Source organism: Nocardioides baculatus (genome assembly GCF_016735675.1).
In the GTDB taxonomy this organism is placed as follows: Bacteria; Actinomycetota; Actinomycetes; order Propionibacteriales; family Nocardioidaceae; genus Nocardioides; species Nocardioides baculatus.
In genome coordinates, this window is record NZ_JAERSG010000003.1 from 179531 (window position 1) to 193724 (window position 14194).

The following is a 14194-nucleotide window of genomic DNA, read 5'->3' on the forward strand; positions in this document are numbered from 1 at the left end:
GAAATGCCCGGTCACGACGACGACCTCTCCCCGTGGAACGACGACCCGCTGGTGCGGGCCCTGCGCGGCCCGGGCACGTCCGACGAGCTGGCCGGCCAGGACGAGTTCCTGGCCGCCTTCCGGGCGGCCCAGCCCACGGCACCGACCCCGATCAGCGCCGGCCGCCTGCGTCGCGCGGGCCGTCGCCTCGGAGGAGGTGGGTCGGCCGTCGTGGTGGTGCTCGCCCTCGGTGCCGGCGCGGCCGCGGCGGCGTACACCCAGAGCCTGCCCGACCCCGTCCAGCGCGCGGTCCACGGCGTCCTCGGCCCCGTCGGCGTCCCCGCTCCCGAGCCGACGCGCGAGGAGGCGTCGCGTGAGCGGGGCGCCACTCCCTCGGCCACGTCCGGTCCGGGTGCCCCGTCGACCGACTCGTCGCCCGGGCTGCCCGTTGAGTCTCCCAGCGACTCACCGTCCAGCATGCCCACGCGGGCACCCTCCGAGACGCCCTCCGCGACCCCGACCGAGACGCCCACCGACTCCCCCACGCCCACCCCGACCGAGGCCCCCGCGCCGGTCCCGTCCGCCGTGAGTCTCGCCGGCAGCAGCCACCGCGCCGGGCCGGACGACCAGGTGCCGATGGTCGGCAACGTGTCCGCGTCCGACACCTCACCCGTCCCCGGCCAGGAGGTCGCCCTCCAGCAGCGCGTGGCCGGTGCCTGGACCTCCGTCGCGTCGGCGACGAGCGACGAGGCCGGCTCCGTCAGCGTGGCAGCTCCCACCCTCGCGCGTACGTCGTCCTTCCGGCTCACCGTCGGCGACCTGACGAGCACGCCGTGGCGGGTCGTCCTGGTGCCCACGCTCGACGTCGTGTCGCGACCCGACAGCGGGTCGACCGCGATCGCCGTGAGTGCGCGCGGGGGCCGGCAGGGCGACCGGGTCGAGCTCCTGCGCAGGCGACCCGGCGACGACGTCCTGGTCGCCCGCGCCCGGCTCGCGGCCGACCTCACGACGACCTTCCGCGTCGCGTCGCCGAACAGGCGGGTCGCGTACGTCGCCCGGCTGCCGCGCACCAGGGCCCACGCCCGTGCCCGGGACGCAGTAGTGCTCCGACCGCTCACCCCGGTCGCCGTCAGCGCCGCCGTGCCCGACAGCATCCTCGGCCCGCAGGAGTCGGTGACGGTCTCCGGCACCGTGACCGCCGACGGCGGGATCGTGCTCCCGGACCGCAAGGTCTGGCTGCTCCTGCGCGAGGCCGGGGGCGACTGGCGCCGGGTCGGCTCGGCGACCAGCGACGCCTCCGGCTCCGTGGCGATCGCGGTCGGCCCGATCGAGCGCAACGTCGCCGTACGGCTCCGCGTCGGCAGGGTGCGCAGCACGCCCGTTCCGCTCCGGCTCCAGCCGGAGTGGACGACCTCCGTCGCCACCTCGGACGCCTCGGCCGTCGTCAGCGGTACGGCTCTGGGCGGCAACGCCGGCGACATTGTGCTGTTGCGGCAGGTGGTCGGCGGCCGGCTGGTGACGGTGCGCCAGGCGACGCTCACGGCCGCCGGGACGGTCAGGTTCGAGGTCCCGGTGCCCGAAGGTCGACGCGATCGCTACCGCGTCGTCCTCGAGCGGACGCCCCAGCACCTCCGGACGATCGCCCCGGTCGTGGTGCGGCCCGTCGGCTAGCCCGACTGCGTCAGGTCAGGTCGCCGTCGCGCACGGTCACCCGACCGGCGTACACGGTGTGGACGACCCGCGAGGTGAGGCCGCGGCCGTGCCACGGGTTGTTGCGCGACAGCGACGCCGACGCGTCGCGGTCGACCGTGACGCTCGCGGCCGGGTCCACCAGGACGACGTGGGCGGGCGACCCGGGCGCCAGGGGCCGGCCCTGCTCGGCCAGTCCCGCGATCCGGGCCGGCGTCACCGACATGACGCGCGCGACGTCGGACCACGACAGGTCCGGGAGCGCCGTCCGTACGACGCCGAGCGCGGTCTCGAGGCCGACCATCCCAAAGGCCGCGTCGACGAACGCGTGCTCCTTGTCGTGGCGGGCGTGCGGTGCGTGGTCGGTCGCGACGGCGTCGATCGTGCCGTCGGCCAGGGCGGCGCGCAGCGCGTCGACGTCCTCCTGCGGGCGCAGCGGCGGGTTGACCTTGAAGGTCGGGTCGTAGCCGGACAGCAGGTCGGTGGTCAGGAGCAGGTGGTGGGGCGTCACCTCGGCGGTGACATCCCAGTGCCCGTCTTCCTTGGCCTGGGCCTTCGCCCAGCGGAGCACCTCGACCGAACCCGCCGTCGACACGTGGGCGACGTGGACGCGCGATCCGGTGTGCCGCGCCAGCATCACGTCGCGGGCCACGATCACCTCCTCGGCGATCCCGGGCCAGCCGGGCAGGCCGAGGCGGCCCGACAGCTCGCCCTCGTGGCAGCACGCGGTGGGACCGGCGAGCGACGGGTCCTGGGAGTGCTGGGAGACGACGCCGCCGAACGCCTTGACGTACTCCAGCGCCCGCCGCATCACGCGGGCGTCGTGGACGCACCTCCCGTCGTCGGAGAAGACGGTCACGCCGGCGCGGGAGCGGTGCATCAGCCCGAGCTCGGCGAGCTCCTCGCCGCCGAGGCCGCGGGTCACGGCACCCACCGGCTGCACGTGGACGAGCCCAGCCTCGCGGCCCAGCTCCCACACCCGGGTGGCCGCCTCGGCGGTGTCGGTGACGGGACTCGTGTTGGCCATCGCCAGGATCGCGGTGTAGCCGCCGAGGGCGGCCGCCTGCGAACCGGTCAGCACGGTCTCGGCGTCCTCGCGACCCGGCTCGCGCAGGTGGGTGTGGAGGTCGACGAGCCCCGGCAGCGCGACCAGGCCGTCGGCGTCGATCGTCTCGGCGCCCGCAGGTGCCTCGTCGACGAGCCTCCCGGCGTCATCGACGTACAGGTCTCCGGTCCTCTCGCCGAGCAGCGAGGCTCCGGTGATCACGAGCGACATCAGGCTTCCTCTCCTGCGAGCAGGTGGTAGAGCACGGCCATCCGGATCGCGAGCCCGCTGGAGACCTGCTCCAGCACGACCGACTGGGCCGCGTCGGCGGCGTCGGCGGCGATCTCGAGGCCGCGGTTCATCGGGCCGGGGTGGCAGATCGGCACGTCGGGCTTGAGCAGCGCCAGCCGGTTGCGGGTCAGGCCGTAGCCGACGGTGTACTCGCGCGGGCTCGGGAAGAAGGCGCCCGACATCCGCTCGCGCTGGACGCGCAGCATCATCACCGCGTCGGCCTCGGGCAGCACGGCGTCGACGTCGTACGACGTCTCGAAGCCCGCCGCGGCCGACCACGGGCCGATCCCGCTGGGCATCAACGTCGGCGGCGCGACGACCGTGACGCGGGCGCCGAGCTTGGTCAGGCACTGCACGTTGGAGCGGAAGACCCGGCTGTGGGTCAGGTCGCCGATGATCGCGACGTGGCGGCCCTCGAGCGAGCCGAGGTGCCGCTGGAGCGTGTAGGCGTCGAGCAGCGCCTGGGTCGGGTGCTCGTGCATGCCGTCGCCCGCGTTGACGACCGACGCGTCGACCCACTCGCTGACCTGGAGGGCCGCACCGCTGGCGGGGTGTCGGATGACGAGGCCGTCGACGCCCATCGCGCAGACGGTGAGCACGGTGTCGCGCAGGCTCTCGCCCTTCGACGTGCTGGAGCCCTTGGCGCTGACGTTGATCACGTCGGCGGAGAGCCACTTGCCGGCGATCTCGAACGACGAGCGCGTGCGCGTGGAGTCCTCGAAGAACATGTTGACGACCGTGCGCCCGCGCAGCGCCGGCAGCTTCTTGACCTCGCGGCTCTGCACGTCGTGCATGTCGGCGGCGGTCTCGAAGAGCTGGGCGATCTCGTCGGTGGAGAGGTCGTCGATGGAGAGCAGGTGCTTCACGAGATGGTCACCTCGTCGGTGCCGTCGACCTCGGCGAGGCGCACGCTGACGCGCTCGGCGAATTGGGTTGAGCGCAGGTGCTTCACGAGATGGTCACCTCGTCGGTGCCGTCGACCTCGGCGAGGCGCACGCTGACGCGCTCGGCGAGGGCGGAGGGCAGGTTCTTGCCGACGTGGTCGGCGCGGATGGGGAGCTCGCGGTGGCCGCGGTCGACGAGCACCGCGAGGCGTACGGCGCTGGGCCGGCCGAGGTCGGCGAGCGCGTCGAGGGCGGCGCGGATCGTCCGGCCGGAGAACAGCACGTCGTCGACCAGGACGACGACCTTCTTGTCGATCCCCCCGGCCGGCAGCGCGGTCTTGTGCGCGCGGCGGGTGGGCTGCGAGCGGAGGTCGTCGCGGTACATCGTCACGTCGAGCTCGCCGACCGCGACGGGCGCGCCCTCGACGGCGGCGATCTTGTCCGCGATCCGGCGCGCCAGCGGCACGCCGCGGGTGTGCAGGCCGAGCAGCACCAGGTCGGTGGCGCCCTTGTTGCGCTCGAGCAGCTCGTGCGAGATGCGGGTCAACGCCCGGGAGATGTCACGGGCGTCGAGGACGGTGCGGTCCGACCTCGTCGGGTCGGTGTCAGGGGCAGCCATCTGCTCGCCGGACCTCCTTCTCCGCCTCACGGGACGGCTCGTTAAAGGATGTCGATCGCCGCAGACCCTAGCAGTGGGGCCCGACAGGAGTACGGTCGAAGCGGACGGTACCTTCCGTCTCGCAGGTCAGGAACTGAACATGGGCATCGGATACGCCACCGCATATCGCGCAGGGATCACCCCGTGGGAGAAGGCGGGTCGCGAGGACCAGCCCACGCTCCTGCACCTCCTCGAGCGCGAGGAGCAGGCCCGGTCCGGTCGCGTACGTCGCGCGATCGACCTCGGCTGCGGCCGCGGGGACAACACCAAGCTGCTGCTCGACCGCGGGTGGGACGCGATGGGTGTCGACAACGTCCGCCAGGCCGTCGACATCGCGGTCCGCCGCAACGGGCTCGACGACGCCCGGTTCGTCATCGGCGACGTCCGTCACCTCGTGCACTCGGGTGTCGGCACGAACTTCGACCTGTTCCTCGACATGGGGTGCTTCCAGAGCCTCGACGACGTGGGCCGCACGCTGATGGCCGGTGGTGTCACCAAGCTCGCCGAGCCCGACGCCACCATCCTCATCCGCACCGGCGGCGCGCGGGCGTGGCCGGTGAGACCCAAGGACGCCATCCGGCGCGACATCGAGCGCGCCTACCGTGGCTGGGAGGTCGCCCCGCTCACCGGCGTCGACGCACCGGCCTCGACCACGCCGGCACGGTCGTCCGGCGGCAACCGCGGCGAGTGGTTCCGCCTCACCCGCCCCTGACCGGGCGGTCAGCGCTCCAGGATCGCCACGACGCCCTGGCCACCGGCGGCGCAGATCGAGATCAGCGCCCGACCGGAGCCCTTGGCGGCGAGCAGCTTCGCGGCCACCGGGACGATCCGGCCGCCGGTCGCCGCGAACGGGTGCGCCGCGGCGAGCGAGGAGCCGTTGACGTTGAGCTTGTCACGGTCGATCGCGCCGAGCGGTCCCTCGAGGCCGAGGCGCTCCTGGCAGAACACCGGGTCCTCCCACGCGGCGAGCGTCGAGAGCACCTGGGAGGCGAAGGCCTCGTGGATCTCGTAGTAGTCGAAGTCCTGGAGCGTCAGGCCGTTGCGCTCCAGCATCCGCGGCACGGCGTACGCCGGTGCCATCAGCAGGCCCTCGTGGCCGTTGACGTAGTCGACCGCGGCGGTCTCGGCGTCGACGAGGTGGGCGAGCACCGGCAGGCCGCGCTCTGCGGCCCACTCGTCGCTCGAGAGCAGCACGGCGGAGGCGCCGTCGGACAGCGGCGTGCTGTTGCCGGCGGTCATCGTGGCCGCCGCACCCTTGCCGAAGACCGGCTTGAGGGTCGCGAGCTTCTCGACCGAGGAGTCGGGGCGCATGTTGTTGTCGCGCTCGACGCCACGGAAGGGCGTGATGAGGTCGTCCTGGAACCCCTCCTCGTAGGAACGCGCGAGGTTGTGGTGCGACCGGGCCGCGAGCTCGTCCTGGGCCTCGCGGCTGATCCGCCACTCGACCGCGGTCAGGGCCGCGTGCTCCCCCATCGACAGGCGCGTGCGCGGCTCGCCGTTCTGGGGGATGTCGAGGCCGATGTCGCCGGGCCGGATCGCGCCGAGCGCCTTGAGCCGGCTGGCGGTGTCCTTGGCGGAGTTGACCCTCATCAGCTTCTTGCGGAGCTTGTCGCTGATCGCCACCGGCGCGTCCGACGTGGTGTCCGTGCCGCCGGCGACGCCCGCGTCGATCACGCCGAGGGCGATCTTGTTGGCGACCTGGATGGCCGCCTGGAGGCCGGTGCCGCAGGCCTGCTGGATGTCGGTGGCCGGGGTCTCGGGCGCGAGCTTGGATCCCAGCACCGACTCGCGGGTCAGGTTGAAGTCGCGCGAGTGCTTGAGGACGGCACCGGCGACGACCTCGCCGAGGGCCTCGCCCTGCAGGTCGAAGCGGTCCACCAGCCCGTCGATCGCGGCGGTGAGCATCTCCTGGTTGGACACTCCGGCGTAGACCGTGTTGGAGCGGGCGAACGGGATGCGGTTGCCGCCGACGACGGCGACGGGGCGAGTGGTCTTCTGCATGTTCCTATCCTTGCCTGACAGGTGCCGCTCGCCAACGGTGTGAGGGGCACGTCACGAAATGTGGACTCCGAGTGTCACAGCCAGTTACATGATGTCGAACGATCCCGCACCCGCAGAGGAAAGTCATCCATGAGCGACCGCTACCAGGGCTTCGTGTCCACCCCGATCGGCCAGCTGTTCGTCAAGAACCTCGGCCTGCCCAACCCGACGGAGCTCGAGCGCTGGAGCGACGGCGCCCCGCTGGTCGACGGCGTGGTCGTGCTCGGCGGCGACGGCCGACTGGCCGAGGTCCTCCCGACCACGCTCGACGGCCTCGGCATCGCCTCGACCGGAGAGCTCGAGGAGGGCGCCCGCGCCAAGGCCCTCGTCTTCGACGCCACCGGCATCACCGACACCGCCGGCCTGGTCGCGCTCCAGGAGTTCTTCACCCCGCTCATGCGCCGGCTCGAGACCTGCCCGCGCGTCGTCGTGCTCGGCACGCCGCCGGAGACCCTGACCGGCTCGGAGCGGATCGCGCAGCGCGCCCTCGAGGGCTTCACCCGCTCGCTCGGCAAGGAGATCGGCCGCGGCGGTGCCGTCCAGCTGGTGTACGTCGCCCCTGCCGCCGACGGTGCGACCAGCTCGACGCTCGCCTTCCTGCTGTCCCCCAAGTCGGCCTACGTCTCGGGCCAGGTCGTCCGCATCGGCGCGCACGGCCCGACGGCCACCGACCAGGTCGATGACTGGACCCGGCCGCTGGCGGGGAAGGTCGCCCTCGTGACCGGCGCCAGCCGGGGCATCGGCGAGGAGATCGCCCGGGTGCTGCACCGCGACGGCGCCACGGTCGTCGGCGTCGACGTCCCCCAGGCCGCCAGCGAGCTCCAGACCCTGATGACCGAGCTCGACGGCGACCACCTCGTCCTCGACATCACGGCCAAGGACGCGCCGCAGCGGATCGCGCACCACCTGCGCGAGCACCACGGCGGCGTCGACGTGGTGGTCCACAACGCCGGCATCACCCGCGACAAGAAGCTCGCCAACATGGCCGAGGACCGCTGGAGCAGCGTGATCGCGGTCAACCTCACCGCACCCGAGCTGATCACCCGCGAGCTGCTGGACTCCGGCGTCATCAACGCCGGCGGCCGCATCGTCGGCGTCGCCTCGATCGCCGGCATCGCGGGCAACGTCGGCCAGACCAACTACGCGACCTCCAAGGCCGGCGTCATCGGCTTCGTCGAGAGCCTGCGCGACGAGCTCGACAACGGCATCACGGTCAACGCCGTCGCGCCCGGCTTCATCATCACGCAGATGACGGCGGCCGTGCCGTTCGCGACCCGCGAGGTCGGGCAGCGCCTCAACGCGATGTCCCAGGGCGGGCTGCCCGTCGACGTCGCCGAGACCATCGCCTGGTTCGCCAGCACCGGCTCCGGCGCCGTCAACGGCAACGTGGTCCGCGTCTGCGGCCAGATGATGCTGGGCGCCTGATGCCCGAGCCGAAGACGCTCTCCGGCGAGCCGGGCGGGTTCACCACCCTGCTGCGCGCCGCCCTCCCGGTCGTGCCGGGCGTCAACCAACTGCCCGGGGTCCGCAAGGGACCGGCGAGCGCGTTCACCGGCCTGTCCTACGCCCGACGGGGCGTCGTCGCCGAGCGCGCCCGCGTCGACGCGTACGCCGCCGTGTGCGGCTTCCCCCGCAAGGACGTCGTACCCCTCACCTACCCGCACATGCTGGCGTTCCCGCTCCACATGGCGATCATGAGCGACCCGGCGTTCCCCTACCCCGCCATCGGCATGGTGCACGTGGAGAACGCGATCACCGCCCACCGCGCCATCGCGATCGGGGAGTCGCTCGACGTCACCACGTCCGTCGGCGCCCCGCGACCGCACGCCAAGGGCGTCCTGCTCGACTTCGTGACCACCGTCGCTGGCGAGGACGGGACGGCATGGGAGTCGACCTCGACCTACCTCCGCCGCGGCCGCACCGTCGACGGAGAGGTCGCCCCCGGCCTGTCGATCCCGGACGCCCCGACGGGTGGGGTCGAGTGGCGGCTGCCCGCCGACCTCGGCCGGACGTACGCCGCGGTGTCCGGCGACGCGAACCCGATCCACCTCTATCCGCTGACCGCCAAGGCGCTGGGGTTCCCGCGCCAGATCGCGCACGGCATGTGGACCAAGGCGCGATCGGTCGCCGCGATCGAGAACCGGCTGCCGTCGGCCGTCACGGTCGAGGTGGCCTTCAAGAAGCCGGTCTTCCTCCCCGGCACGGTGGCCTTCGCCGCCCGGCAGGACGACGACGGCTGGACCTTCGCGCTCACCAGCCCGAAGGACGGATCGCCCCACCTGATGGGCCGTACACGCTGACCCCGTGCTGCTTCAGGGCTGGGGGTCGCGGACCCGGATCAGGCCCTCCTGGGCGACGGTCGCGACCAGCTCGCCGGTCCGGGAGAACACCCGCGCGAGCGCGAGACCGCGACCACCGCCGGCGAACGGCGAGAACTGGTCGTAGAGCCACCAGTCGTCCGCCCGGAACGGCCGGTGGAACCAGATCGTGTGGTCGAGCGAGGCCGGCTGGAGCCGAGGTGAGGCGATGTGGATGCCGTGCGGCACGAGTGCGGCGCCGAGGAGCGTGAGGTCGCTGGCGTAGGTGAACGCCGCGGTCTGGAGCGTCGGGTCGTCGGGGATCGCACCGTCGACCTTGATCCAGAGCCGGGCCCGGGCGGCGTGCTCGGGGTCCTCGGCGATGCCGCGGCCGGTCACCCCGACGTGGCGGATGTCCATCGCCGCCCACTCGCGCTCCCAGTGCTCGGCCGCCTCGGGGCCGCGCTCACGCGCCAGCTCGACGAGCGGCAGGCCCTGCTCGGGCGGGACGACCTCGGGCATCCGGTCCTGGTGCTCGAGGCCCGGCTCGGGGATCTGGAAGTTGGCCGTCAGGTAGTAGATCGGCCGGCCGTGCTGGCGAGCCGCGACGCGACGGGTCGCGAAGGACCGCCCGTCACGGATCCGCTCGACGTCGTAGACGATCGGCACGGTCGTGTCACCCGGCCGCAGGAAGTAGGAGTGCAGCGAGTGCAGGACGAACTGCTGCTCCACGCTGCGGGTCGCGGCCACCACGGCCTGGGCGGCGACCTGGCCGCCGAAGACCCGCTGGCGCTCGGTGCGCGCCTGCGTGCCGCGGAAGAGGTCGACCTCGAGCTGCTCGAGGTCGAGGAGCGTGAGCAGCTCCTCGGCGCTGCCGGCCATCAGCGGCCGTCCCAGCCCGGGTCGTCGCCCGGGTCCTTGGGGTCGCCCTGGTCCTCGAGGTCGGCGAGGAACGCCTCGAAGGCGCTGCCGATCTCCTCGCCCGTGGGCAGCGGCTCGTCGCCGGCGAGCAGCGACGTGCCGGCGGCCTCGGCCTCGCGGAAGGAGTCGTACTGCTGCTCGAGGCCGCGGACGACGTCGCCCACCTCGGTGTTCTGCGAGAGGTAGCGGTCCACCTCGGCCTCGGTGATCTCGGCGGACTCCCGAAGGTCGGCGAGGTCGATCGTGAGCCGGGCGCCGATCTCGAGGTGCTCGAGCAGCACGAGCGCTGCCTGCGGGTACTCCATCTGCGCGAGGTAGTGCGGGATGTGCGCGACGAAGCCGAGCGCATCGTGGCCCCACTCCCCCAGCCGGATCTCCAGGAGCGCCTGGGCGCTCGCCGGGACCCGCAGCTCGCCCTGCCACGGGCTCTCGCCGGGGACGAGGTCGGGACGGTTGGCGTGCGGGGTGATCGCGATCGGACGCGTGTGCGGCACCGCCATGGGCACGGCGCCGAGCCCGACGACCCGCGAGACGCCGAAGTGCTCGACGACCTCGCGCACGGCCCGGGCGAAGGCCTCCCAGCGGATGTCGGGCTCGGGGCCGGCGAGCAGGAGGTACGGCGTACCGCCGGCGTCGCGCAGCGCGCGGACCAGCAGCCGGGGCGCCTCGTAGTCGGTGTAGTGGTCGCGCACGAAGGTCATCGGTGGGCGTCGTGCGCGGTAGTCGTGGAGCGAGTCGACGTCGAAGGTCGCCACGACCTTGCCGCCGTCGGAGAGGTCGGCGAGGTGACCCGCGGCGAGCTCGGCGGACTTGCCCGCGTCGAGGAATCCGGTGAGCACGCAGACCAGCGTCAGGTCGCCCGCGTCGGCGAGCACCTCGGCGTCGTCGACGATGTGCACGAGTCTGTCTGCCATGGGGTCAACCCTAGTGACTGCACGCCAGTGACCCGACACACACCCGCCATGCTGGGCAGGCGTTGTTACCGAGGGGTAACGTGACGCTCCCGAGTCCCCGAGATGCAGGAGCACCCGTGTCTTCCCACCCATCCAGCAGGGCCCAGCGTGAGGTCGTCTTCGTCGACGGCGTGCGCACCCCGTTCGGCAAGGCCAAGGGCCAGTACGCCGAGACGCGTGCCGATGACCTCGTCATCAAGTGCATCACCGACCTGATGCGGCGCAACCCGTCGCTGCCGCCCGAGCGCGTGGACGAGGTCGCCCTCGCCGCCACGACGCAGATCGGCGACCAGGGCCTGACCCTCGGCCGGACGGCCGCGCTGCTGTCCGGCCTCCCCCAGAGCGTTCCGGGCTACTCGATCGACCGCATGTGCGCGGGCGCGATGACCGCAGTGACCAACGTGGCGTCCGGCATCGCCTTCGGGGCGTACGACGTCGCGATCGCCGGCGGTGTCGAGCACATGGGCCGCCACCCGATGGGCGAGGGCGTCGACCCCAACCCGCGGATCCTGTCCGAGCGGATCGTCAACCCCGACGCCCTCGTGATGGGCAAGACCGCGGAGAACCTGCACGACCGCTACCCCACGATCACCAAGCAGCGCGTGGACGCGTACGCCGTCCGGAGCCAGCAGAAGACCAAGGCGGCCTACGACGCCGGCAAGATCCAGCCCGACCTCGTCCCGGTCGCGACCCGCTCCGCCGAGGCGGGCTGGGGCCTGGCCACGCTGGACGAGCCGATGCGCCCCGAGACGACGATGGAGTCGCTGGCCGGCCTCAAGACGCCGTTCCGCTCGCACGGCAACGTGACCGCGGGCAACGCCGCCGGCATCAACGACGGTGCCACCGCCGCGCTGCTCGCCGACGAGGAGACCGCGCGCGAGCTCGGCCTCCCGGTCAAGATGCGCCTGGTGACCTACGCCTTCGTGGGCGTCGAGCCCGAGGTGATGGGCGCCGGTCCGATCCCCGCGACCGAGAAGGCGCTGCGCCTGGCCGGCCTGACGATCGACGACATCGAGGCATTCGAGGTCAACGAGGCCTTCGCCGTGCAGGTGCTGGCCTTCCTCGAGCACTACGGCATCGCCGACGACGACGCACGCGTGAACCCCTACGGCGGTGCGATCGCGATGGGCCACCCGCTGGCCTCGTCCGGCGTACGCCTGATGAACCAGCTGGCGCGGCAGTTCGAGGAGCGCCCCGAGGTGCGCTACGGACTCACCACCATGTGCATCGGCATCGGCATGGGCGGCACGGTCATCTGGGAGAACCCGCACTGGACTGGAGAGAACGAGTGAACGACATCTTCGAGCGCGCGCAGGCGATCGTCTCCGACGCCGAGCGTGTGACGCAGGCCCACCTGCGCACCGTCGCCCTGCCGGGCGTGACGATCGGGCTGATCACCCTCGACAACGGCGAGGACCACACCAAGCCCAACACCTTCGGGCCCGCCGGCCTGCTGTCGCTCAACACGGCGATCGACGCGGCGCTGGCCGACGACTCGATCGACGCGATCGCGGTCACCGGCAAGCCGTTCATCCTGGCCGCCGGCGCCGACCTCACCTCGATCCAGGGCGGCGGCCCTGACGCCGTACGCATCGTGGCCGAGCTCGGGCACGCGGTCTTTCGCAAGCTCCGCGAGGGCGGCAAGCCGTCGTTCGGCTTCATCAACGGCCTCGCCCTCGGCGGGGGCCTCGAGGTGGCGCTGCACTCCACCTACCGCACGGTCATGGACTCGGCTCCCGCGCTGGGCCTGCCCGAGGTCATGCTCGGCCTGGTCCCCGGCTGGGGCGGCGCGTGGCTCGTGCCGAACCTGGTCGGCGCCGACAAGGCGGTGACGCTGATCCTCGAGAACCCGCTCAACCAGGGCAGGACGCTCGGCGGCCGGGCGGCGTACGACTTCGGGCTGGCCGACGCCGTGTTCGGCGGCGCCGACTACCTCGAGCAGTCGCTGCTGTGGGCGGCTTCCGTGGTGCGGGGCGACGTGGTCGTCGAGCGCGCCGAGGTGGACCGCGACGCCTGGGACGCCGCGATCGCGCGCGCCGAGGGCATCGTCGCCGCCAAGACCGGCGGTGGGTCCCCCGCCGCCAGGAAGGCCGTCGAGCTCATCGCGGCCGCCCGTGACAGCGACCGCGACACCGGCTTCGCGGCCGAGGACTTGGCACTGCACGCGCTGTCGCAGACGGCCGAGCTGCTCGCGTCGCTGTACTCCTTCGACCTGGTGCAGAAGCGGGCCAAGCGGCCCGCGGGCGCCCCCGACACGTCGCTCGCGCGGCCGGTGACCAAAGTGGGCATCGTGGGTGCGGGCCTGATGGCGAGCCAGCTCGCGCTGCTGTTCGTACGCCGCCTCGAGGTCCCGGTCGTGCTCACCGACCTCGACCAGGAGCGTGCCGACAAGGGCGTCGCCTACGTGCACGCCGAGATCGACAAGCTCCTCGCCAAGGGCCGGATCAACCAGGACAAGGCCAACCGCCACAAGGCCCTGGTGTCCGGTGCGACCGACAAGCAGGTCGCCTTCGGCGACGCCGACTTCGTCATCGAAGCCGTCTTCGAGGAGATGTCGGTCAAGAAGACCGTGTTCGCCGACGTCGAGAAGGTCGTGTCGGCCGAGTGCGTGCTGGCGACCAACACCTCGTCGCTGTCGATCACGGAGATGGCGGCCGACCTCGAGCACCCCGAGCGGGTCGTCGGCTTCCACTTCTTCAACCCCGTGGCGGTGATGCCGCTGCTGGAGATCGTCCGCGGCGACGCCACCGACGACGCGACGCTCGCGACGGCCTTCGCCACCGGCAAGACGCTGAAGAAGACCTCGATCCTGGTCAAGGACAGCCCGTCCTTCATCGTGAACCGGCTGCTCGGCCGCTTCATGAGCGAGGTCGGCCGGATCGTCGACGAGGGCACGCCGGTGCAGGTCGCCGACAACGCGTTCGCCGGCATCGCGCCGATGCCGCCGTTCGTCCTGCTCTCGCTCGTCGGACCCGCGATCGCGCTGCACAACAACGAGACGCTGAAGGGTGCGTTCCCCGACCGCTTCTACGTCTCCCCCGCCCTCGAGCGGATCGTGGCGGCGAAGAAGGCCGCCTACTACGGCCCGGACGGCGCCCTCGACCCCGAGGTCGAGGCGCTGCTCGAGAAGCCGTCCGACCCGGTCGTGCTCACCGCCGAGGAGGTCCGCGCCAAGACGCTGGCCGGCCTCGCCGAGGAGGCCCGCCTGATGCTCGACGAGGGCGTCGTCGCCGCCCCGCAGGACATCGACCTGGCGATGATCACCGGCGCCGGCTTCTCCTTCTGGAACGGCGGGCTGACCTTCATGCTCGACGTCGCCGGGATCTCCGAGCAGGCCACGGGCAAGCGCTTCCACTGATCGCAGCGTCCCCTGGGGCGGTGGTCCAGCCACATCTCGTACGACGGAGACGTGGGTGGGCCACCGCCCCCGGGGCGTA

At 72.4% G+C, this 14194-nt stretch carries 12 protein-coding genes; 6 read left to right on the top strand and 6 right to left on the bottom strand.

Annotated elements, in window-relative coordinates:
* The first annotated feature begins 3 nt into the window (after positions 1–3).
* Complete coding sequence (locus JI751_RS10575) at positions 4–1650, top strand: hypothetical protein (protein ID WP_201936095.1); 1647 nt, start codon at positions 4–6, stop codon at positions 1648–1650.
* Between the two features lie 10 nt (positions 1651–1660).
* On the opposite strand, the gene JI751_RS10580 is transcribed toward JI751_RS10575, so the two are convergent.
* From JI751_RS10580 to pyrR, 3 genes are all read right to left on the bottom strand, one after another.
* The gene (locus tag JI751_RS10580; RefSeq protein ID WP_201936096.1) at positions 1661–2944 is read right to left on the bottom strand and encodes a dihydroorotase; all 1284 of its coding nucleotides are present in this window, start codon (positions 2942–2944) and stop codon (positions 1661–1663) included.
* A complete protein-coding gene (locus JI751_RS10585; protein WP_201936097.1) occupies positions 2944–3870 on the bottom strand; it encodes an aspartate carbamoyltransferase catalytic subunit in 927 nt (308 codons plus the stop codon). The genes JI751_RS10580 and JI751_RS10585 overlap by 1 nt, the downstream gene beginning before the upstream one ends.
* Positions 3871–3952: 82 nt before the next feature.
* Positions 3953–4507 (bottom strand): bifunctional pyr operon transcriptional regulator/uracil phosphoribosyltransferase PyrR, encoded by a 555-nt coding sequence (pyrR, locus tag JI751_RS10590; protein WP_201936098.1) that lies wholly within the window; start codon positions 4505–4507, stop codon positions 3953–3955.
* Between the two features lie 139 nt (positions 4508–4646).
* Here pyrR and JI751_RS10595 point away from each other — a divergent pair, with 139 nt between their 5' ends.
* The gene (locus tag JI751_RS10595) at positions 4647–5258 is read left to right on the top strand and encodes a class I SAM-dependent methyltransferase (RefSeq protein ID WP_201936099.1); all 612 of its coding nucleotides are present in this window, start codon (positions 4647–4649) and stop codon (positions 5256–5258) included.
* 8 nt (positions 5259–5266) lie between these two features.
* On the opposite strand, the gene JI751_RS10600 is transcribed toward JI751_RS10595, so the two are convergent.
* Positions 5267–6547, bottom strand: a complete 1281-nt coding sequence (locus JI751_RS10600; RefSeq protein WP_201936101.1) for an acetyl-CoA C-acetyltransferase — start codon at positions 6545–6547, stop codon at positions 5267–5269.
* Positions 6548–6676: 129 nt separating this feature from the next.
* Here JI751_RS10600 and JI751_RS10605 point away from each other — a divergent pair, with 129 nt between their 5' ends.
* Both JI751_RS10605 and JI751_RS10610 read left to right on the top strand, forming a co-directional pair.
* A complete protein-coding gene (locus JI751_RS10605; protein WP_201936102.1) occupies positions 6677–8011 on the top strand; it encodes a 3-oxoacyl-ACP reductase in 1335 nt (444 codons plus the stop codon).
* Positions 8011–8886, top strand: a complete 876-nt coding sequence (locus JI751_RS10610; protein ID WP_201936103.1) for a MaoC/PaaZ C-terminal domain-containing protein — start codon at positions 8011–8013, stop codon at positions 8884–8886. Before JI751_RS10605 ends, JI751_RS10610 begins: the two co-directional genes overlap by 1 nt.
* A gap of 12 nt (positions 8887–8898) precedes the next feature.
* Here the strand turns inward: JI751_RS10610 and JI751_RS10615 are convergent, their stop codons facing one another.
* Positions 8899–9765, bottom strand: coding sequence for an acyl-CoA thioesterase (locus tag JI751_RS10615; protein ID WP_201936104.1), 867 nt, complete (start codon positions 9763–9765; stop codon positions 8899–8901).
* Positions 9765–10718: a PAC2 family protein gene (locus JI751_RS10620; RefSeq protein WP_201936105.1), complete on the bottom strand. Its 954-nt coding sequence runs from the start codon at positions 10716–10718 to the stop codon at positions 9765–9767. Before JI751_RS10620 ends, JI751_RS10615 begins: the two co-directional genes overlap by 1 nt.
* A 116-nt stretch (positions 10719–10834) precedes the next feature.
* Here JI751_RS10620 and JI751_RS10625 point away from each other — a divergent pair, with 116 nt between their 5' ends.
* Complete coding sequence (locus tag JI751_RS10625) at positions 10835–12049, top strand: thiolase family protein (protein WP_201936106.1); 1215 nt, start codon at positions 10835–10837, stop codon at positions 12047–12049.
* On the top strand, positions 12046–14115 hold the full coding sequence (locus JI751_RS10630; RefSeq protein WP_201936107.1) for a 3-hydroxyacyl-CoA dehydrogenase NAD-binding domain-containing protein: 2070 nt from the start codon (positions 12046–12048) through the stop codon (positions 14113–14115). Before JI751_RS10625 ends, JI751_RS10630 begins: the two co-directional genes overlap by 4 nt.
* Positions 14116–14194 lie beyond the last annotated feature (79 nt).